Source organism: Cupriavidus sp. YR651, assembly GCF_900101625.1.
In the GTDB taxonomy this organism is placed as follows: domain Bacteria; phylum Pseudomonadota; class Gammaproteobacteria; order Burkholderiales; family Burkholderiaceae; genus Cupriavidus.
Map to the genome: position 1 here is coordinate 292,022 of NZ_FMYZ01000005.1, position 20,692 is coordinate 312,713.

Genomic DNA, 20,692 nt, shown 5'->3' on the forward strand with positions numbered 1-20,692 from the left:
GGCGCGCGGCGGCAGGCCGTGGGAATCCGGCCGATTGAAAAATTGCCAGGTTGCTAAATCAAAGACTGCATCACTTCACGAAAGTCCCTGCTCGATGGCGCCAGCTACCTGCAGCACGCGCGCGTCCTGCCCGAGTAGGCCGCACACGCCGAGGCCAATCCCCTGCGCCACGGGCAGTGATGCCGCGCAGCCGTCCAGGAAATTGATCACGCTCGGATTGCGCAGGACCAGGCCGTTGGTGGCGAAGAAGTCTTCGTCACGCTCCAGCGCGTCCAGGCGCGGTGCGCGCACGGCGACGGTTGGCATCAGCCAGGCGTCGGCGTCGCGCAACCGGTCGGCCGCGCGACGTTGCATGTCACGGCGTGCCGCCAGCAGTTCGATGTAGTCCGTCGCGGTCTGCTGTTGCCCCCTGCGAATGCGCTGGGCCACGCGCTGGTCGTAGCGATCGCCCTGCTCGGCCAGCAACGCGCGATGCCACGTCCACGCCTCGGCAGCGGTCAGGCCGCCACCAGCGTTGATCTCGGGCAGGCGGCGCAGCTCTGGGAAATCGAACGGCACGATGCGGGCACCCAGCGCCGACAGGCGCGACAGCGTGGCCTCGAAAGCCTCCGCCACTTCCGCATCGAGCCCGTCGCAGACGAAATCGCGCGTCACATACAGGCGCAGACCAGCGAGGTCGGCGGGCCGCGTGTCGAGCGTCTGGCCACTCAGCACGGCGTCCATTGCCGCGCAGCAGGCCACTGAACGCGCGAGCGGGCCGGCCGAGTCGAGCGAGGTCGACAACGGCACCGCGCCATCGAGCGGCACACGGCGCGCAGTCGGCTTGAATCCCGTCAACCCGCAGAATGCCGACGGAATGCGGATCGAACCACCCGTATCCGTGCCGAGCGCGGCAACGGCCATCTCCGCGGCAACGCTCACCGCGCCACCCGAGGTCGATCCACCGGCAACCCGCTCCGGATCGAATGGCGTACGCGGTGTGCCGTAGTGCGGGTTCAGGCCGAGGCCCGAGAACGCAAACTCGCTCATGTTGGTCCGGCCGATCAGCACGGCGCCGGCGGCACGCAGGCGTGCCACGGCTTCGGCATCGGCCTGCGCCGGGGCATGGCCGTCGAGGGCCTTCGATCCGGCGCGCGTCACCTGCCCACGCACATCGAACAGATCCTTGATCGACACCGGCAAGCCTGCCAGCGGCGACGCCACCAACCCAGCGGCGCGCGCCTGGTCGGCGGCACGGGCCTGCGCCAGTGCGCCGTCGGCGTCGACCTGCATGAACGCGGCACCGCCTGCCTGCATGTGACGTTCGATGCGGGCCAGCGCGTCCTCGGTCAGCGCCACGCTCGTGGTGCGGCCCGCCGCGAGCGATGCCGCCAGCGCGGCAATGGTCGGGGCGCTCATCCGGCCACCGCCAGGCTTTCCACGCGATAGGCGTGGCGCAGCGTCCGGTTGCGTACCGGATCGTGCAGTTCCACTTCAAAGGCCTCGCCGTGGCCGAGGTCGCCAATGACTGCCTGCGTGCCACAGAACATCGCCGTTCCCGGCGGCAACTGCGGCTCGCCGGTCAGCCGTTCGATCAGGTCGCGCGGGTCCAGCAGGCGCGTGACCTTGCCTTCCTGATACAGCGCACGCTGACCGTCGCGCACGCGCCAGCAACGCATTTCCAGGCTGTCCCAGTGATCCATCACCTCATCGAAGCGCCAGATCTCCCGGCCCATCGGCTTGGCGCACATCTGCTTGGAAACGGTCACGTCATAGGCCTCGACCTTGCGGTCGGTGTGGTCCGAGCCAATGCCGATGTACAGCGCATCGTCGCCCTGCAGCAGCACGAACTCGGTTTCGCCCGAGGAGTCGTCGCGCGGGACTTCCATGGTGGTGTCGGTGGTCAGGAGCGATGCGGCCAGCGGATAGAACGTCGGCACGGTCGCGGGCGGCTTCACGCCCAGCGCCTGCAGCTCCTCGATGTGATGCTGGACGGCGTCCTTGTCGCGGCCGGTCCAGCCGGCGATGATCAGACGTTCGACGTCGAGGGCGAGCGCGCCCCCGCCGGCTACCTGGAAATTCAGTGTCGGCATTGCGTACTACCTTGTTACGAGGGGAAAAGGGTCGGTCAGAGCGTCCGGATGATGTTCTTCCGGAATTCGTCGATGTGTTCGCGGATGGCCTCGCGCACCGCCGGCACGTCGCGCCGCTCGAGGGCGTCGACGATCTCCAGGTGCTCCTGGTAGACGTTCTCCAGGTGCTGCGGATCGGACAGCGAGAGGAACCAGAATCGCGCCTGCTTTTCATGCAGGCCGCGCAGCAGTTCGGCCAGCACGCGGTTGCGCGACGCGGCCGACATGGCGGTATGGAACTTGAGATCCAGCGAGGCCAGCGCGGGGATATCGCGCCTGGCGATCAGGTCCGGCGAGCGGTCGACGATGTCGCGCATCGCCTTGAAATCGCTGTCGTGGCCGCGTTCGCAGGCCAGCGTGGCGCACAGCACCTCGTTGGTCGCGCGCACTTCGATCATGTCGAGCACTTCGTTCAGGGACAGCGGCGTCACCAGCACACCCTTGCGCGGGAGGATGGACACCAGCCCTTCCACTTCCAGCCGATGCAGCGCCTGATGGACCGGCGTGCGCCCCAGCCCCAGCAGCGCGGCCACCTGCGCTTCGTTCAGCGGTTCGCCGGGACGGAACTCGCACGCGATGATGCGGCGCTTGATTTCGGTGTAGGCATGCTCGCGCATCGCCGCGCCGCTCTGGGCCGGCGTGGGAACTGCGGCGGTGGGATCGGGATTGCCGACCAGCCGGATGGGATTGGCCACGGGATCTCGCTCTGATTCGTTTGAAGTTGCTGTGATACTAGTGTGATATTTCACTGCGCACAACCCGGTATTTTCTAGGGGTAAACGCCGATCCTGCGCCAAAGACCATGGCAACCCGTATCATGGCCAATCCGTTATGAATCGATAATCGATTCATAAATATCTTGGTGCAATATGCAGCCATCGTGGTGCAGCGGTCCCGACGGTGGTGCCGGAATCCGATCCTTCTCATGAACGCCCCCGCCGGCTCACACGCCGCTGCCGACCCCGAGCGCCCCGACCCGCTCTTCAACCAGTCACTGGAAAAAGGCCTGGAAGTGCTGCGCGCCTTCAGCGCCGTGCATCGCACGCTGACACTGTCCGAGCTGGCCGCGCTGACCGGCATGACCAAGAGCTCCGCGCAGCGGACCGTGCATACGCTGGAGCGGCTCGGCTACGTCGACAAGCACCCGCAGACGCGCCGCTTCCGCCTGACGCCGAAGGTGATGGAGATCGGCTACAACTACCTGGCCGCCGACGCGCTGATTCCAATTGCCAGCCCCTACCTGTCGCAACTGGCCAATGCGAGCGGCGAGACGGCCAACCTGACCGAGCCCGTGGGGCTCGACATGGTCTACGTGGCACAGCTGATGACCGCCAAGCACATGCCCGTACTCACGCCCGTGGGCATGCGGATTCCGATGTACTGCACGAGCTCCGGCCGGGCCTACCTGAGCACGCTGCCCGACGCGCAGGTGCGGGCGATGCTCGAGGCGTCCACGCGCGTGCCGCGCACGCCGGCCACGCTCACCGATGTCGATGCGATCTTCGAGCGCGTGGTGGCCTGCCGTGGCGTGGGCTATGCCTGCAATGAAGAGGAACTGTTCCTGGGCGATATGGGCGTCGGCGCGCCAATCGTGAACAGCCAGGGCGTGGCCGTTGGCGCGGTACACGTGTCGCCGCCGGCCAGCCGCTGGACGATGGCCGAGGCGCAGCGCAAGCTCGCGCCCCTGGTGATCGAATGCGCGTGGGCGATTTCCCGATCGATCGGGCACTGAAACGCCCTGAGAGGGATTGAGGGCAGCAAGGGGCCGGAGCCCCTCCTCTCCGGAACGTCTGCCTCTTAGCGCGCGTGAGCCAGCATCGCTTGCAGCAAGACATTGGCGCCCGCCTCGATATGCTCGGGCAGCGCATCCTCCAGTTCGTTGTGGCTGATGCCGTCCTTGCAAGGCACGAAGATCATCCCGGTCGGCGCGCGCTGGGCCACGTAGACCGCGTCGTGCCCCGCCCCGCTCACCACGTCCATGTGCGGCAGCCCCAGCGCCGCCGCCGCGCGGCGCACGCTGTCCACGCATTCGGGCGCAAACAGGCACGGCTCGAACTTGACGACCTGGCGGATCTTCACGCGCACCGCCGCCATATCGGCGATGCCGGCGAACGCCGCGCGCATGGCGGCATCCATGCGATCCAGCCCGTCCTGCGCGAGGTTGCGGAAATCCACCGTGAAATCCACGCGCCCTGGAATCACGTTGCGTGAGTTCGGCTTGACCTCGACATAGCCCACCGTGCCGCGGCCGTGCGGCGCTTCGTCCCGCGCGATGCGATTCACGGCCTCGATCATCCGCGCCGACGCCAGCAGCGCGTCATGGCGCAATGCCAGCGGCGTGGGCCCCGCATGCGCGTCCTGGCCGGTCACCGTCACGTCATACCACTGCTGGCCGAGCGCGCCGGAGACCACGCCGATCGGCAGTCCGGCCGCTTCCAGCACAGGGCCCTGCTCGATATGCGCCTCGAAGTAGGCCGCGAACATGCCACCGGGCACCTCGCCAGCCGGGTGCTCGCCGCGATAGCCGATGGCGGTCAGCGCATCGCCCACGCTTACGCCGTCGCGATCCTGCTGCCGTCGCGCGTCCCCGGCCCCGAACACGCCGGCAAACACCCCCGAGCCCATCATGACCGGCGTGAAGCGGGTGCCCTCCTCGTTGGTCCAGAACGCCACCTCCAGCGGCGCGCGCGTGACGATGCCCAGGTCATCGAGCCTGCGCATGACCTCCAGCCCTGCCAGCACGCCGAAGTTGCCATCGAACTTGCCACCGGAGGGCTGCGTATCGATGTGGCTGCCCGTGGCGACCGCACGGGCACGAGGGTCGCTGCCGGCGCGCCGCGCGAACACGTTGCCGATCTCGTCCACGCGCACATCGAGTCCCGCGTCGCGACACCACTGCACCACCAGGTCTCGGCCCTTGCGGTCTTCGTCGGTCAGCGCGATGCGGCAAACGCCGCCCTTTGGCGTGGCGCCAATCGCGCCCAGATCCATCAGCGATTGCCACAGCCGGGCGCCATTGATGCGGGGAAGGTGGTGCGAATCCATATCTGCCTTGTTTGCTCTTGAGTGAATGGCAAAGACCCGTGTTGCAAGAAGCAGACCACCGGCCAACCTTCGACAGCCAGTGCCGCGCCCCGCGGATCGCCGACAGCGACGTCCTCCGACTGGCACATGACTTGCTTGAATGGACGCAGCCCTTCCCCCAACCAGGAGCAATGCCTGTGAACCACCCCATGTCCTCCCACGCGAAAGGTTTCTCCGCTGCCATCCGGTCCGTATCCGCCGCCGTCGCCCTGTCCCTGCTCGCCCTGCCCGGCGCCGCGATGGCTGAAAAGGTGCTGCGCATCGGCATGACCGCCGCCGATATCCCGCGCACGCTCGGCCAGCCCGACCAGGGCTTCGAGGGCAACCGCTTCACCGGCATCCCCCTGTACGACGCGCTGACGCAATGGGATCTCTCCAAGGGCAACGGCCCCAGCCTGCTGATTCCAGGCCTGGCCACCGAGTGGAAGGTGGAGGCCACCGACAAGACCAAATGGACCTTCAGGCTGCGTCCCGGCGTGAAGTTCCACGACGGCTCGCCGTTCAATGCGGACGCCGTGGTGTGGAACGTCAACAAGGTGCTCGACAAGACCGCGAGGCAATTCGACCCGAGCCAGGTCGGCGTGACGGCATCGCGCATGCCCACGCTGCGCAGCGCCAGAAAGATCGACGACATGACCGTCGAACTAGTGACGGCGGAGCCCGATTCGTTCCTGCCGTACAACGTGTCGAACCTGTTCATGGCGTCGCCCACGCAATGGGAAAAGAAGCTGGCCGCCGTGCCGGCATCGGTCACGGACCCGGCCGAGCGCAGCAAGCAGGCGTGGGTCGCATTCGCCGCCGATGCCTCCGGCACGGGTCCGTTCAGGATGACGCGCTTCGTGCCGCGCGAGCGCCTGGAAGTGGCAAGGAACGCGAGCTACTGGGACGCCAGGCGCGTGCCGAAGATCGACAAGGTCGTGATGGTGCCGATGCCTGAGGCCAACGCGCGCACGGCCGCGTTGCTCTCGGGCCAGGTGGACTGGATCGAGGCGCCCGCGCCGGATGCGATCGCGCAGATCAAGAGCCGCGGCTTCGAGGTCTACGCCAACGCCCAGCCGCACATGTGGCCGTGGCAACTCTCGTTCGCGCCGAATTCCCCGTGGCTGGACAAGCGCGTGCGCCAGGCCGCCAACCTCTGCGTCAACCGCGCGGGCCTGAAGACACTGCTGGGCGGCTACATGGCCGAGGCAAAGGGGATTGTGGAATCCGGCAACCCGTGGTGGGGCAATCCGACGTTCGACATCAAGTACGACGCCAACGCGGCGCGCAAGCTGATGACGGAAGCCGGCTACTCCGCCGCCAAGCCGCTCAAGGTCAAGGTGCAAGTCTCGGCGTCCGGGTCCGGCCAGATGCAGCCGCTGCCGATGAACGAGTACGTGCAGCAGAACCTCAAGGAATGCTTCTTCGACGTCGATTTCGATGTGGTCGAGTGGAACACCCTGTTCACCAACTGGCGGATCGGCGCCAAGGACCCGAGCGCGCACGGCGCCAATGCGATCAACGTGAGCTTCGCGGCGATGGACCCGTTCTTTGCGATGGTGCGCTTCGTCAGCACCAAGACGCAGCCACCGGTGTCGAACAACTGGGGCTTCTTTGGCAACCCGGAGTTCGACAAGCTGATCGAGAACGCGCGCACCTCGTTCGACGAAAAATCGCGTGACGCGGCGCTGGCCCGGTTGCATGCGCGCATCGTCGAGGAATCCCCGTTCGTGCTGATCGCCCATGACGTGGGCCCGCGCGCGATCTCGAAGAAGGTCAAGGGCGTCGTGCAACCGCAGAGCTGGTTCATCGATATCGCGACCATGTCGATGGATTGAGCCGCCGCATTGCCGAGGGTTGGTGCCTCGCTTCCGTCGGGCGGGAGCGAGGCACGAACAAGTGGCACACGCGCCCTGTCACCTTCCCGCCTCCCGCTCGCCTACTCGTCCACTCGCCGGCCACAGACCATGACTTACCTGCTCCGCCGCATCCTGTATGCGTTGCCAATCCTGCTGGGGGTCGCGCTGCTGTGCTTCTCCCTGGTCCATATCGCGCCCGGCGATCCGCTGGTTTCCGTCCTGCCGCCCGACGCCTCCGAAGACCTCCGGCGTCAGCTGACCGCGCTGTACGGCTTCGACAAGCCGTTCCTAGAGCAATTTGCCCACTGGCTCGTGCGCGCGCTGCACGGTGACCTGGGCACATCCATCGCCACCAGCCGCCCCGTGATGTCCGAGGTATCGGGTGCCGTCATCAACTCGATCCGTCTGGCCTCCGTCGCCACGCTGATCGGCTTCACGTTCGGTTGCCTGTTCGGCTTCGTGGCCGGCTATATGCGCGATTCCGTGTCGGACCGCGTCGCCTCGTTCCTCTCGGTGCTCGGCGTCAGCATTCCGCATTACTGGCTCGGCATGGTGCTGGTGATCGCGTTTTCGGTGTTGCTGGGCTGGCTCCCGGCGACGGGTGCCGGTCCGGGCGGCTCCGGCGACTGGACATGGGACTGGGAGCACCTGCAGTACATGCTGCTGCCGGCCGTGACGATGTCCGTGATCCCGATGGGCATCGTCGCCCGCACGATCCGCGCGCTGGTGGCGGAAATCCTCTCCAACGAATTCATCGTCGGCCTGCGGGCGCGCGGACTGTCCGATCTCGCGGTGTTCCGCCACGTGGTCAAGAACGTCGCGCCGACCGCGCTGTCCGTCATGGGCCTGCAACTCGGCTACCTGCTCGGCGGCTCCATCCTCATCGAGACCGTGTTCTCGTGGCCTGGTACCGGATTCCTGCTGAACTCGGCCATTTTCCAGCGCGATTTCCCGCTGCTGCAAGGCACGATCCTTGTGCTGGCGGTGTTCTTCGTGCTGCTCAACCTGCTGGTGGACGCGTTGCAGACGCTGTTCGACCCCCGCATCCAGCGTAACTGAGGCGCCGCCATGAACACCACCGACATGACCACCCTTGCCCGGTCCCCTGCGCCGCTGCCCGTGCAGCGTTCGCCCGGCTACTGGGCCACCGTGGGCCGCCGCCTGCTGCGCAACAGGCTGGCGATGGCCGCCGCGCTGATCCTCATCGCGCTGGTGACCATGGCGATCTTCGCCCCGGCGCTGATGCCCGCCGATCCTTACGCATCGTCGATCCTCAAGCGGCTCAAGCCAGTCGGCACGGAGCACTACCTGCTCGGCACCGACGAGCTGGGCCGGGACATGCTTTCGCGCCTGATGCTCGGTGGCCGGCTGTCGCTGTTCATGGGCATCACGCCCGTGCTGCTCGCCTTCGTGATCGGCAGTGCGCTCGGCATCGTCGCCGGCTACGCGGGCGGATGGACCAACACCGTGATCATGCGGCTGACCGACATCCTCTACGCGTTCCCCTCGGTGCTGCTGGCCATCGCGCTGTCGGGCACGCTGGGTGCCGGCGTGGGCAATGCGCTGCTGTCGCTGACCATCGTCTTCGTGCCGCAGATCGTGCGCGTGGCGGAGAGCGTGACCACGCAGGTCCGCAATCGGGAGTTCGTCGATGCGGCGCGCGCCTCCGGTGCGTCGTCGCTGACCATCGTGCGCGCGCACGTGCTCAACAACGTGCTCGGCCCGATCTTCGTCTACGCCACCAGCCTGATCTCGGTGTCGATGATCCTGGCGTCCGGGTTGTCGTTCCTCGGCCTCGGCGTCAAGCCGCCCGAGCCCGAATGGGGTCTGATGCTGAACACGCTGCGCACCGCCATCTACACGCAGCCATGGGTCGCGGCGCTGCCGGGGGCGATGATCTTCCTGACCTCGATCTCCTTCAACCTGCTGGCCGATGGCATCCGCTCGGCCATGGAAATCAAGGATTAAGCATGAACGATATTCCCGTAGCGCCCGCCCACGCGCAGGACGTCGGCGGCCCGGCCCAGCCGCTTGTGATCGCGCGCGACCTGGTCAGGCATTTCCCGCTCAAGTCGGCGATCCCCCTGCGCAAGGCCGGCGTGGTGCGCGCCGTCGATGGCGTCAGCTTTGATGTGCTCAAGGGCGAAACGCTGGGCGTGGTCGGCGAATCCGGCTGCGGCAAATCCACCACGGCGCGGCTGCTGATGCAACTGACGCCGCACGACAGCGGCGAGCTGATCTTCGATGCGCAAGGCGTGGGCTCGCCGCAACTGCCGATGAAGGCGTTCCGCAGCCAGGTGCAGATGGTGTTCCAGGACAGCTATTCGTCGCTGAACCCGCGGCTGACCATCGAGGAATCGATCGCGTTCACGCCGCGCGTGCATGGCGTGCCGGCGCGGGAGGCCACGGAGCGCGCGCGCTATCTGCTCGAGCGGGTCGGGCTGGACCCGGCGCGCTTCGCCGGCCGCTATCCGCACGAGTTGTCCGGCGGCCAGCGCCAGCGCGTGAACATTGCCCGCGCGCTGGCGCTGCGGCCGCGGCTGGTGATCCTGGACGAAGCCGTGTCCGCCCTCGACAAATCCGTGGAGGCCCAGGTGCTGAACCTGCTGCTGGACCTCAAGGCGGAATTCGACCTGACCTACGTCTTTATCAGCCACGACCTCAACGTGATCCGCTACCTGTGCGACCGCGTGATGGTGATGTACCTGGGCAAGGTCGTGGAGATTGGCGACACCGAATCGATCTACGCCAACCCGGCCCATCCCTACACGCGCGCGTTGCTGGCCTCGATGCCGTCGATGGACCCGGACCAGCGCACGCTGGCCGCGCCGCTGGCCGGCGACCCACCGAACCCGATCAACCCGCCGCCCGGCTGCAGTTTTCACCCGCGCTGCGTGCGTGCCGAGCCGGTATGCGAACGCCGCGCGCCGGTGCTGTCAGACGCCCTCGCCGGCCATCCCGTCTCGTGCCTGATGGCGATGCCAGACGGTGGCCACTCGCTGCCGCTGCGGCGCATGACGCCCGGCCTGCACGCGGCCACGCCCTGATCGCGCCGGGAGACCCCTATGTCCGATAACACCCCACTCATCGCCCCCAGCGCCACCTCGTCCGTGGATGCCGCGGATGCCCGCGCCATCTCGCCCGTCTCGCCCGCGGTATCGGTGCGCGATCTCCACGTGACGTTTTCCGGGGGCGGCAAGACCATCCGGGCCGTCAACGGCGTGTCCCTCGACGTGGCGCCCGGCGAGGCCGTCGCGCTGATCGGCGAGTCCGGATCCGGCAAGAGCGTCACGCTGCGCGCGCTGATGCGGCTCCATCCGCCGCGCCGCACGCGCATGCACGGCGAGATCCGCGTCGATGGCCAGGACGTCCTCAAGCTCGACAAACGCGCGCTGGCCCGCCTGCGTGGCGGCACCGTCGCGATGGTGTTCCAGGAACCGCTGCTGGCGCTGGACCCGGTCTATACGGTTGGCCAGCAGATCGTCGAATGCATCCGCACACACCGGAAGGTCTCCCGCACGGAAGCGCGCGCGCTGGCGCTCAAGGCGCTGGAGTCCGTGCGCATTCCGAGCCCGGAGCGCCGGCTGGCGGCCTATCCGCACGAAATGTCCGGTGGCATGCGGCAGCGCGCGATGATCGCGCTGGCGTTGTCGGCGCAACCAAGGATCCTGCTGGCCGATGAACCCACCACGGCACTGGATGCCACCGTGCAGATCCAGGTGCTGATCCTGCTGCGCGAGCTGCAACGCGAGCTGGGCCTGTCGATCGTCTTCGTCACGCACGACATCGGCGCGGCCGTGGAGATTGCCGACCGCGTCGCGGTGATGTACGGCGGGCGCATCGTCGAGGAGGGACCCATCCGCACGCTGCTCCGCGAGGCGCGCCACCCCTACACGATCGCCCTGCTGCAAAGCCGCCAGCACGGCATGGATCGCGGCCAGCGCCTGCAGACGATCGGTGGTGCCCCGCCCGACCTCGCCGCGTTGCCGCCGGGCTGCACCTTTGCGCCACGCTGCCCGCATGCGCGCTCCGCCTGCCTGACAGACGTGCCGCGCGCCACATCGCTCGGCGATGGCCATCGCGTCAGCTGCGTGCTGGTCAACCAGCCCTTGGCCACCGAAGCCGAAGTGGCCGCCTGAATCCACCCCTCACCGGAACAAGGAAGTCGAACCCCATGACCCTGGCTACCCATCCCGCCCGCGCCTTCATGCCCTATCCCGAGGTGGCGGTGCCCAACGCGTCCACCGGTCCATTGCGCGGCCTGACGTTTGCCGTCAAGGACCTGTTCGACGTGGCGGGCTATCCCACTGGCGGCGGCAATCCGCACGTCCTGGCGCGCTCGGGTATCAAGACCGTGACCGCGCCCACGGTCCAGAAACTGCTCGACGCCGGCGCCCGCTTTATCGGCAAGTCGCATACCGACGAGCTGGCGTTCTCGATGAACGGCCAGAACGCGCACTACGGTGGCCCCGTCAACGGCGCCGTACCCGACCGCATCACCGGCGGGTCGTCATCCGGGTCCGCCTCGGCGGTATCCAACGGCCTGTGCGACTTCGCGCTCGGCACCGATACCGGCGGCTCGGTCCGCGCGCCTGCAAGCCACTGCGGGTTGCTCGGCATCCGCCCGTCGCATGGGCGGATCTCGCTCTCCCACTGCATGCCACTGTGCGAGACGCTGGACACCTGTGGCTTCTTCGCGCGAGACGTCGCCACGTTCGCGCGCGTGGCCGATGTGTTGTTCGGCGCCAGGGATGCCGATCCGCTGCCCGCCACGCCGCGCCTGCTGCTGGCCTCGGACCTGTTTGAGCTGCCCACGCCCGACGCCCGGGCCGCGCTGGCGCCAACGGTCGCCCGTATCGAGGCCGCGCTCGGCCAGGCCACGCCGGTGGACGTGGCCGACCGGCCGCTGTCGGACCTGTACTGGGCGTTCCGCTACGTGCAGGGATGGGAAGCGTGGCAGGCCGATGGCGCGTTGATCGAGCAATACGGCCTGCATCTGGGGGCCGATATCGCCGCGCGCTTTGCGTTCAGCAAGGGCGTGACAGCGGTGCAGTTCGAGCAGTCGACCGCGATCCGGCGCGAATTCACGGCGCACCTGGGCCGCTTGCTCGGTCACGACGGCGTGCTGGTGCTGCCGACCATGCCCGATATCGCCCCGCTGCGCACAGCGGCCGGCGAAACGCTGGAGGACTATCGCACCGCCTCAGCCCACGTGCTGTGCCTGACGCCGCTATCCGGCTTTCCGCAACTGAACCTGCCGCTGTCCGGCCGCGCAGGGGCACCGCTGGGCATCTCGCTGCTCGGCCCGAGGGGCAGCGATCGCAGCCTGATCGCCCTCGCGGAAAAGCTGATGACGGCAGTGGTCTGACGCGCGTACAGTCCCGGATGCCGGGGTCGCGCTTCCCGCTGGTTTCATACGGGGCGTGCGATCCCCGCATGCGTCCTGCCAGGCGCCCCGAAACCCTACGTCGACCGACATCGAGACCACCATGCCCCGTCTTCGCATCACCGCCGCCGGCCAAACCTTCATCGCCGAGACCCACCCCGACGCTCCACAGACCGTGGAGGCGTTCCTGAAACTGCTGCCCTATCGCCAGAAACTGATCCACGTGCGCTGGAGCGGCGAAGGCTGCTGGATCCCGCTCGGCGAATTCCGGCTCGGGGTCGGCTTCGAAAACCATACCAGCCACCCCTCGGTGGGCGACATCCTGTTCTACCCCGGCGGCTACAGCGAAACCGAGATCATCCTGGCCTATGGCAGCTGCTGTTTTGCCAGCAAGATGGGCCAACTGGCCGGCAACCACTTCCTGACCATCGTCGAGGGCCGTGAGCACCTGCGCGCGCTGGGTACCAAGGTGCTGTGGGAAGGCGCGCAGGACGTGGTATTCGAACTGGCCGAGTAGCCGGCAGCGACGCCGCGGCACGCAGGCCGTCCTGCAACGCCGCCACGGCGGCCGGGGCACGCTGCGGGGCGGGCGAAACCTGTTGCGGATGGCACAACGGTGTGCGGCCGCCGCGTGACGTTTCCCCGGTGCTCACGGTAGAGTAGCGGCCGGCCGGCGCAGAATGCCGCCGGCACGCAATAAGAATATTCCGGGGAAAAGAAGAATGAAGCCGTTCAAGACATCGGAGATGCAGGCGCGCCGCCTGCCAATTCATCGCGCCATCGCGCTTGGCGCCATGTCCTGCTTGTGGATGGGTCTCGCCGCGTCACCGGCGGCCGCGCTGGAATCGGCGCCGCTGATCGCCAAGGTATCGCCGAGCGTCTACGCCATTCGCACCTACGGCGCACAGGAAACGCCGATGCAATCCGGGTCCGCCGTGGTGATTGGGCCGGGGCAACTGGTCACCACCTGCCATCTGCTGGCCGGCGCCCGGTCGATCGCGGTGCGTCGTGACAACATCAGCTATGGCGCCACGCTCGCCGCGCCCGATGTGGAGCGCGACCTCTGCCTGCTCAACGTCGCCAACTTCACGGCGCCTGCGGCCGCGGTGAGCCCGTCGGCCGCCCCGGCGTTCGGTCAGCGCGTCTACGCGGCCTCCGTGGTCGATGGCAGCATCGTCAGCGTGCGCGAGGGCACGGTCACCGGCCTCCAGGCCGCATCCACCGGCAAGCTGGAACGCATCCAGGCCTCCATGCCCGACGCGCCGGGCAGCAGCGGCGGCGCCCTGTTCGACGACAGTGGCCGCCTGATCGGCATCCTGTCCCGGCCGACCGCTGGCGACACGCTGACGCGCGCCCTGCCCGCGACGTGGATCTCCGAAATCAAGGCGCGCGGCAGTGTCGCGATGGCCACCTACCAGCCGTCGCAGGCCCCGGCCGCCCCGGCGGCGCAAGCGGTTGCGGCGGGCGTGGCCACCCAGGCGGCGCAGGCCGGTGGCACGGAATCGCCGCGTGTGGGCGAAGTCTGGCAATACGAGCTGATCGATAACCATACCAAGACGCGCCGCCCGGTGACGTACCGCGTGGACCGCCTCGACGGCGACCGCGTGATCTTCAACCAGGGCGCCCGCGTCGAGACCCGCGACGGCCGTGTTTCGAGCATCACCACGCCGATCGGCGGCGAGTTCGACATCGCCTCGCCCACCGGTGGCTGGGTGCCGGATGACGTCAAGATTGGCATGCGGTGGAAGGCCGCCTACCGTCAACCGGGCAACGGCTTCCGCACCGAACTCGAAGGCACGGCGGCCTCGGAAGCTTCGCTCAGCGTCGATGGCAAGGACCTCCGCACGATCCGCATCAACTACGTGGGCTGGGTCAGCCGGCCGTTCTACGGCGCGGGCAGCAACTCGTCGACCAACTCGCGCTACAAGGCGTCGGCCTGGTATGCGCCCGAACTGCGGCGCGTGGTCCGTTTCGAGGCCACCTACTCCAGCTGGGAGCGGGTCAACGAGACGCTGCAACTGGTCTCGCATCGCTTCGAGTAACGCCCCCCGGCCGGCGCCGGGCTTGCTCAGTCCACGCGCGCCGTCAGCCCCGCCAGAACCGCCCGCAGCGGTAGCTGGCCCTTGCGGGTGTGCCCTTCGCACGCTTCAAAGCGGATCCAGCCCGCGTTGAAGCCGTCGAGCATCTGCAAGCGGGGCGTGGGATTGCGCATGCCCTGCGCGCGGAACAACGCTTCCCAGCTCGCGCGCGGCACCGCGCGGGCCCGCACCGGCCGCCCCAGCAGCATGGATAGCGCCGCCGCGATATCCAGCGGGCTCACGCGCTCGGGGCCTTCCAGCTCCACCACGCGACGGCCCTCCCACGTGTCCTGCAGCAGTTCCGCCGCCACCCGGCCAACATCCGCGGTGGCGACCATCGGCACCGGCTTGTCCAGCGGCTGCAGGTAGCTGTCGATGACGCCCGTGAGCTGGGCCGGCTCGATATCCCAGAGCGTGTTTTCCATGAACCAGCCCGCGCGCAGGAAGGCCACCGGCATTGGCAGCGTGCCAAGCACCGCCTCCAGCTGTGACAGCTGACGCAGCAGGTTGGGCTGCCCGGCCTGCGCGCCGATTGTCGACAGGCACACCACGCGCTTCGGCGCGGCGGCCTCCAGCGCCCGGCGGATCGCCTCGATCATCGCGCGCGATTCGGGAAAGCCATCCGACGGGTCGAAGTTCGGCGGCAGAAGAATAAACACGCCGTCGGTGCCCGTGAATGCGCGTTCCAATGCCTGGGCGTCATGCATCTCGGCCACCGCCACGTCGCAGCCTTCGCCGGCCCAGGTCCTGCCTTTTTCCGCGGACCGCACCACGGCCCGCACCTCGTGCCCCGCCGCCCGCAGTGCCAGCGCCACCACACCGCCCACCTGTCCGGTAATTCCAGTCACAGCAAACATGTTTCTCTCCTGTCGGGATGCAGCGCGTCACGGCTGCGGTGACCGAATTCTGGTCAATCCACGACGATTCCGCGATAACATGCCCGTCACTTGATTGATGACTGCGAGGCATCAAAGATGGGATTCGACGCACGCCTGCTCGACGGCCTCGGGGTCGTCAGGGCGATCGTGGAAAACGGCAGCTTCGTGCGGGCGTCCGAGACGCTCGACATGACTCAGTCCGGTGTCAGCCGGGCGGTGGCGCGACTGGAGGCAAGGCTCGGCATCCGCCTGTTCGACCGGACCACCCGCTCGGTGACGCTGACCGACGACGGCCGCCGGTTCTACGAGGAGGTGACGCCGCTGCTGGCGCAACTGGAGGAAGTCACCACGGCGGCCTCCCAGGGCGTGTCGGCGGTGCGTGGCCGGCTGCGCGCCAACGTCGATCCGTTCTTCTCGCGGCTCGTCCTCGCGCCGCACCTGGGGGCCTTCGTCGACGCCCACCCTCACCTGACGATGGACCTCGTGACGCGGGACACGCTGGGGGACATGGTGGCCGATGGCTTCGACGTGGCGTTCCGCTTTGGCCATCCGCGCGCGACCACGCTGGTCGCCCGCAAGCTGATGGATGTGCCGGTGGTGACGCTGGCGGCGCCGTCCTATCTCAAGCGGCACGGCAAGCCGCGCACGCCGGCGGACCTGGAGGGCGACCGGCACACCTGCATCCATTTCCGCGATCCGGAAACCGGCCGCCCGTTCCCGTGGGAATTCTGGCGTGGCGACGAACACGTGGTCGTGCAGGCGCGCGGGCGGCTGGTGGTCAACGAAGGCGGCACCATGCACAGCGTCTGCGCGGCCGGCCACGGCATCTGCCAGACCCTGACTTACGGTGCCGAATCGCTGATCGCCGAGGGCCGCCTGGTGCCCGTGCTGACCGACTGGCCCGACGAGAAGTTTCCGCTGTATGCGCTCTATCCGTCGCGGCAGCACCTGCCGGCCAAGGTGCGGGCGTTCGTGGATTTCGTGGTGGAGATCTGCCAGCGCCGATCCGCGCCAGTCAGCCCCGCGCCGCCACGGCGCGGCTGACGCAATCGAGCAGCGCCTGCACCAGCCGGTCCTCCGCCTCGGCCACGCGCGAGACAAACGAAATCTGCCGCGAGGGCGCGCTGTCGCCGAGCGTCAGCACGCGTACCGGAAATGCCGACAGCAGATAGGAATCGGGCACCGGCAGCACGGAGACCCCGAGTCCGCGCGACGCCATCGCCACGATGGCCGGAATCGACAGCAGCTCGATCCGCGACCGCACCTCGGGCGCCACGCGCTTGACGTAGTCGGCGGCGGCCGACCCGGCGATCGTCGACGTATCGAAACGAATCCACTCATATGATTTGAGGAGCGCCGCCACACCCTTGCTGCCCGAGTCGGGCGGCGCCACCAGCACGCACGGCTCGCGGAACAGCGGCGTCCACCGGATCCGTGTGGACGCCCCCGTCTCCGGCTGAGCCACGACTGCGGCGTCGATCGTGCCGGACCGCAAGGCGTCGACGAGCGCCGACGAGCGCCCCCGCTCCAGTCGGACGTCCAGCTTGGGATACGACTCCCGCACCAGCGCCGTAAAGCCCGGCAGCACGGTCACCTGCATCGGTTCAATGACGCCCAGCCGGATCCTGCCTTCGACGACCGGCGCCGAGCGGCGCCGCAGCGTTTCCAGCGCATCCATCGTCCCCTGCACGGTGGCGCTGACCTCATGCGCGAAGGCGGTGGGCCGGACCTGCAACGCGGAGCGGTCGAACAGCGGCTGGCCAAAGTAGGTCTCCAGTTGCTTCATCTGCAGGCTGACCGCGCTGGGCGACAGGCTCATTTCCGTGGCCGCCCCGGCAAAACTGCCGCACCGCAACACGGCGGCCAGGGTCTGGAAGAACTCGACCTTCATGAGTTTTCCTCACCGATAGGTTTAAAAACGTCACTTTATCTCAACAACGGCCACGACTACGATGCCATGCAGACGGCCATGCGCCGCGACAAGACCCTTCGGAGACAAACCATCGTGACGCTGCACCCTTCTGCGCTGCCTTCCTTCACGCCGCGTGCCCGCACCCTGGGCGCCATATCAGCCCTGGCCGCCGTGGCCATGAGCATCGTGTCGATCGCCACCCTGCCCGCCGCGCATGCCGCGGAACCGGTCGTGCCCAAGTCGATCCGCATGGTCGTGCCATTCCCGCCGAGCGGCAGCAACGACGTATTTGCACGCCTGCTCAGCGAGAAGCTTTCCACGCGACTCAAGGTCACCGCGATCGTCGACAACAAGCCGGGCGCCGGTGGCGCCATCGGTGCGGAATTCGTGGCACGGTCGGCGCCGGACGGTGCGACGTTGCTGGTAACGTCCTCCACGCTGACCGCCAACGCCGCGGTGCAGCCCAAGCTGAACTACGACCCGGTCAAGAGCTTCGCCCCGGTGGCGATGCTGGCCAGCGGCCCGATGGTGGTGGCCGTGGCGGAGAAGTCCCCGTACAAGACGGTCGGCCAGCTGGTGGCCGCCGCACGCAAGGACCGCGGCGCGATCAACTACGGCTCGGCCGGTATCGGCTCGATCAACCAGATGGCCAGCGAGTTGCTGGCCGGCGACAGCGGCAGCGAGTTCACGCATGTGCCCTACAAAGGCATTTCCAACGCGCTGACCGATCTCATCGCGGGCCAGGTGCAATTCGTCATCGCGAGCTTTCCGTCCGTGGCGGGCCAGGTCAAGGGTGGCAAGGTACGCGCGCTCGCCGTGACGTCGCCGACGCGCTCGAAGTTCGCGCCGCAATGGCCGACCGTCGCGGAAGCGGTGCCGAACTACTCGGCCGAACTGTGGTGGGGCGTCTTTGCGCCCGCCGGCACGCCGCAGGCGCTGGTCGACAGGATCAACGCGGAAATCCGCGACATCATCGCCACGCCGGAAATGCGCGAGATCTTTGCCCGCGAAGGCGCCGAGCCGTCCGCGATGACCGCCGCCCAGTTTGCCGACCATATCCGCGCGGACACCGCGCGCTGGAAGCAGGTGGCCAAGGCCCGCCACATCACCGCCGATTAACTCATTGCCAGCCGGTCACGCCCCATGTTCACGCAGCAAGCCTTTGCCCCCGATGCCACCGGACCGCTGGACGGCATCCGCATCCTCGATCTTTCCCGCCTGGTCGCAGGCAACACACTGACGATGGCCCTGGGCGACCTGGGCGCCGACGTGCTCAAGGTGGAACCCGCCAGCGGCGACACGCTGCGCGACTGGAAGGTGAAGGAGGTCTCCACCGCGTGGAAGGCGTACTGCCGCAACAAGCGCAGCCTGTGCCTGAACTTCCGCGCGCCAGGCGCGATCGACGTGGTGCTGGACCTCGTCGGCCACGCCGATGTCTTTATCGAGAGCTTCAAGCCCGGCACGCTGGAAGCGATGGGGCTGGCGCCCGAGGTGCTGCTCGCACGCAACCCGAAGCTCGTGATCGTGCGGGTGTCCGGCTGGGGCCAGGACGGGCCCTATTCCCACCGCCCGGGCTTCGGGACGCTGGTGGAAGGCATGTCGGGCTTTGCGTCGATGAACGGCTTCGAGGATCGTGAACCGGTGCTGCCGCCGATCTACCTCGGCGACATGACGGCCGGCCTCTACGGCGCCGTTGGCGTGCTTGCCGCCGTGCGCAACGTGGAGGTGCGCGGCGGCCAGGGCCAGGTCATCGACCTGCCGCTGCTCGACCCCGTGTTCGCGATCCTTGGCGCGCAAGCGGCCAACTTCCGCCTGACCGGCAAGGTCAAGCCGCGCACGGGCAGCCGGTCCACCAACAGCGCGCCGCGCAATGCGTACCAGACCTCGGACGGCAAGTGGGTCTGCCTGTCGGCGTCCACGCAGGCGATGACCGAGCGCCTGTTCCGCGCGATCGGCCGCGCCGAGCTGATCGTCGACCCGCGCTTCGCCACCAATGCGGAACGGGTGAAGCATGCCGCGCTGCTCGACGGCATCATCGGCGAATTCCTGGGCACGATGACGCAGGACGACTGCGTGGCCTTTTTCGACAAGGCGGGCGTGACCATTGGGCCGATCTACGACATGTCGGATATCGAACGCGACCCGCACTTCCGTGCACGCGACATCGTGGTGGAACTGCCCGATGCCGACATGGGCCAGATTCCCGTCCACAACATCACGCCGCGGCTCGGCGGCACGCCCGGCGCCTTCCGCCGCGCGGCGCCGGCGCTGGGCGAGCATTCGGCCGAGGCGCTGCGCGCCGCCGGCTACGACGAAGACCGGATCGCGGCGTTGCGCGCCGCCGGCGTGGTCATCGACGGCAACACCCCGGCCTGAGGATCGCCGCCATGACCGCACATCCCCGCTGGACGCATCGTCCGGACGGCGCCAACTGGGGCGACTTCGGCCCCGACGACCAGTTGGGCCGGCTCAATCTCATCGGCCCGCAACAGGTGCTGGCCGCCGTGCGCGAGGTCCGCGAAGGGCTGACGTTCTCGCTTTCCCTGCCACTCGACGTGCCGCGCGCCGGCGTGCTGAACCCGCGCCGCCGCCCGCCCGTGCTGCATGCGTCGGAGAAAGACGGCCAGCGCGTGTTCAATCGTCCGATGGGCGGGGACGTACCTGGCGCCACCGATGTCATCAGCGACGACCATGTCACGCTGTCTCCGCAATATTCGACGCAATGGGACGCGCTGGGGCACGTCAACTGCATGTTCGACGCAGACGGCGACGGCACGCCGGAGACCGTCGGCTACAACGGTTTCTCGGTCGGGTCGGGCGCGGCGGCGGACGGGACCTTCATCGGCGCCGATGCACTCTCCGTCGCGCCGATGGCCGCGCGTGGCATCCAGGGGCGCGGCACGCTGGCGGATCTGCATCATCACTTCGGCAACGCACGCCATGCCGTGGGCTATGACGACCTGATGCGCGTGCTGGAAGCCGGTGGCGCGGACGTGCAGCGTGGCGACATCTTGTGCCTGCACACTGGCCTGGCCGCGATGGCGCTGGCCCTGTCGGCCGACGACGACCATACGCCGCTGCGCAACGCCTGCGCCGTGCTGGACGGTACCGATGCGCGGCTGCTGCGCTGGATCGACGACGCTGGCATCGCGGCCATCGCCGCCGACAACCACGCCGTCGAGGAGCGCCGGCACAGCCTGCCGCCGGGCACCACAGGGCCACTGCTGCCGTTGCATGAACTCTGCCTGGTCAAGCTGGGCATCCCGCTCGGCGAGATGTGGCATCTCACGCCACTGGCCGCATGGCTGCGCGCGGCCGGGCGCTCGTCGTTCCTGCTGACCGCACCGCCGCTGCACCTGCCGCGCGCGGTGGGCTCGCCCGCGAATCCCATTGCCACCGTCTGAA

The 20,692-nt window shown here is 68.1% G+C and carries 19 protein-coding genes; 13 read left to right on the forward strand and 6 right to left on the reverse strand.

Annotation, left to right across the window (positions count from 1 at the left end):
• Positions 1-75: 75 nt before the first annotated feature.
• Genes BLR29_RS16390 through BLR29_RS16400 form a run of 3 tightly spaced genes read right to left on the reverse strand, consistent with a single transcriptional unit; the run spans position 76 to position 2,806 of the window.
• Positions 76-1,398, reverse strand: coding sequence for an amidase (locus BLR29_RS16390; RefSeq protein WP_092138067.1), 1,323 nt, complete (start codon positions 1,396-1,398; stop codon positions 76-78).
• Complete coding sequence (locus tag BLR29_RS16395; RefSeq protein ID WP_092138068.1) at positions 1,395-2,072, reverse strand: DUF2848 domain-containing protein; 678 nt, start codon at positions 2,070-2,072, stop codon at positions 1,395-1,397. Before BLR29_RS16395 ends, BLR29_RS16390 begins: the two co-directional genes overlap by 4 nt.
• Before the next feature lie 35 nt (positions 2,073-2,107).
• Entirely contained in the window at positions 2,108-2,806 is a 699-nt protein-coding gene (locus BLR29_RS16400) for a GntR family transcriptional regulator (RefSeq protein ID WP_176860973.1), read from the reverse strand.
• Between the two features lie 230 nt (positions 2,807-3,036).
• Between BLR29_RS16400 and BLR29_RS16405 the strand changes: the two genes are divergently transcribed.
• Complete coding sequence (locus BLR29_RS16405; protein ID WP_092138069.1) at positions 3,037-3,843, forward strand: IclR family transcriptional regulator; 807 nt, start codon at positions 3,037-3,039, stop codon at positions 3,841-3,843.
• A gap of 65 nt (positions 3,844-3,908) precedes the next feature.
• Here BLR29_RS16405 and BLR29_RS16410 read toward each other — a convergent pair whose 3' ends face one another.
• Positions 3,909-5,156 carry a Zn-dependent hydrolase gene (locus tag BLR29_RS16410; RefSeq protein WP_092138070.1) on the reverse strand — a complete coding sequence of 416 codons (1,248 nt, stop codon included), beginning with the start codon at positions 5,154-5,156 and terminating at the stop codon, positions 3,909-3,911.
• Between the two features lie 188 nt (positions 5,157-5,344).
• On the opposite strand from BLR29_RS16410, the gene BLR29_RS16415 reads away from it, so the two are divergent.
• The 8 genes from BLR29_RS16415 (at position 5,345) to BLR29_RS16450 (ending at position 14,461) form a co-directional block, all read left to right on the forward strand.
• Positions 5,345-7,012 (forward strand): ABC transporter substrate-binding protein, encoded by a 1,668-nt coding sequence (locus BLR29_RS16415; protein ID WP_176860980.1) that lies wholly within the window; start codon positions 5,345-5,347, stop codon positions 7,010-7,012.
• A gap of 129 nt (positions 7,013-7,141) precedes the next feature.
• On the forward strand, positions 7,142-8,092 hold the full coding sequence (locus BLR29_RS16420) for an ABC transporter permease (protein WP_092138071.1): 951 nt from the start codon (positions 7,142-7,144) through the stop codon (positions 8,090-8,092).
• Between the two features lie 9 nt (positions 8,093-8,101).
• On the forward strand, positions 8,102-9,001 hold the full coding sequence (locus BLR29_RS16425) for an ABC transporter permease (RefSeq protein ID WP_092138072.1): 900 nt from the start codon (positions 8,102-8,104) through the stop codon (positions 8,999-9,001).
• Positions 9,002-9,003: 2 nt separating this feature from the next.
• A complete protein-coding gene (locus tag BLR29_RS16430; RefSeq protein WP_092138073.1) occupies positions 9,004-10,080 on the forward strand; it encodes an ABC transporter ATP-binding protein in 1,077 nt (358 codons plus the stop codon).
• Between the two features lie 18 nt (positions 10,081-10,098).
• On the forward strand, positions 10,099-11,172 hold the full coding sequence (locus BLR29_RS16435) for an ABC transporter ATP-binding protein (RefSeq protein WP_092138074.1): 1,074 nt from the start codon (positions 10,099-10,101) through the stop codon (positions 11,170-11,172).
• Between the two features lie 35 nt (positions 11,173-11,207).
• Positions 11,208-12,401, forward strand: a complete 1,194-nt coding sequence (locus BLR29_RS16440; RefSeq protein WP_092138075.1) for an amidase — start codon at positions 11,208-11,210, stop codon at positions 12,399-12,401.
• A gap of 121 nt (positions 12,402-12,522) precedes the next feature.
• Positions 12,523-12,936 carry a DUF3830 family protein gene (locus BLR29_RS16445; protein WP_092138076.1) on the forward strand — a complete coding sequence of 138 codons (414 nt, stop codon included), beginning with the start codon at positions 12,523-12,525 and terminating at the stop codon, positions 12,934-12,936.
• A 205-nt stretch (positions 12,937-13,141) separates the two neighbouring features.
• The gene (locus tag BLR29_RS16450; protein WP_255371282.1) at positions 13,142-14,461 is read left to right on the forward strand and encodes a S1 family peptidase; all 1,320 of its coding nucleotides are present in this window, start codon (positions 13,142-13,144) and stop codon (positions 14,459-14,461) included.
• A 26-nt stretch (positions 14,462-14,487) separates the two neighbouring features.
• On the opposite strand, the gene BLR29_RS16455 is transcribed toward BLR29_RS16450, so the two are convergent.
• Positions 14,488-15,354, reverse strand: a complete 867-nt coding sequence (locus BLR29_RS16455) for an NmrA family NAD(P)-binding protein (RefSeq protein ID WP_092138077.1) — start codon at positions 15,352-15,354, stop codon at positions 14,488-14,490.
• Between the two features lie 117 nt (positions 15,355-15,471).
• Here BLR29_RS16455 and BLR29_RS16460 point away from each other — a divergent pair, with 117 nt between their 5' ends.
• A complete protein-coding gene (locus BLR29_RS16460) occupies positions 15,472-16,419 on the forward strand; it encodes a LysR family transcriptional regulator (RefSeq protein WP_092138078.1) in 948 nt (315 codons plus the stop codon).
• Here the strand turns inward: BLR29_RS16460 and BLR29_RS16465 are convergent.
• A complete protein-coding gene (locus BLR29_RS16465; RefSeq protein WP_092138079.1) occupies positions 16,391-17,266 on the reverse strand; it encodes a LysR family transcriptional regulator in 876 nt (291 codons plus the stop codon). The genes BLR29_RS16460 and BLR29_RS16465 overlap by 29 nt on opposite strands.
• 66 nt (positions 17,267-17,332) lie before the next feature.
• Here BLR29_RS16465 and BLR29_RS16470 point away from each other — a divergent pair, with 66 nt between their 5' ends.
• From BLR29_RS16470 to BLR29_RS16480, 3 genes are read left to right on the forward strand one after another with little or no spacing between them, the layout of a single operon-like run.
• Positions 17,333-18,406 (forward strand): tripartite tricarboxylate transporter substrate binding protein, encoded by a 1,074-nt coding sequence (locus BLR29_RS16470; RefSeq protein WP_255371283.1) that lies wholly within the window; start codon positions 17,333-17,335, stop codon positions 18,404-18,406.
• A gap of 24 nt (positions 18,407-18,430) precedes the next feature.
• A complete protein-coding gene (locus BLR29_RS16475; protein ID WP_092138080.1) occupies positions 18,431-19,663 on the forward strand; it encodes a CaiB/BaiF CoA transferase family protein in 1,233 nt (410 codons plus the stop codon).
• 11 nt (positions 19,664-19,674) lie between these two features.
• Complete coding sequence (locus BLR29_RS16480) at positions 19,675-20,691, forward strand: cyclase family protein (protein WP_092138081.1); 1,017 nt, start codon at positions 19,675-19,677, stop codon at positions 20,689-20,691.
• Position 20,692: the final 1 nt, after the last annotated feature.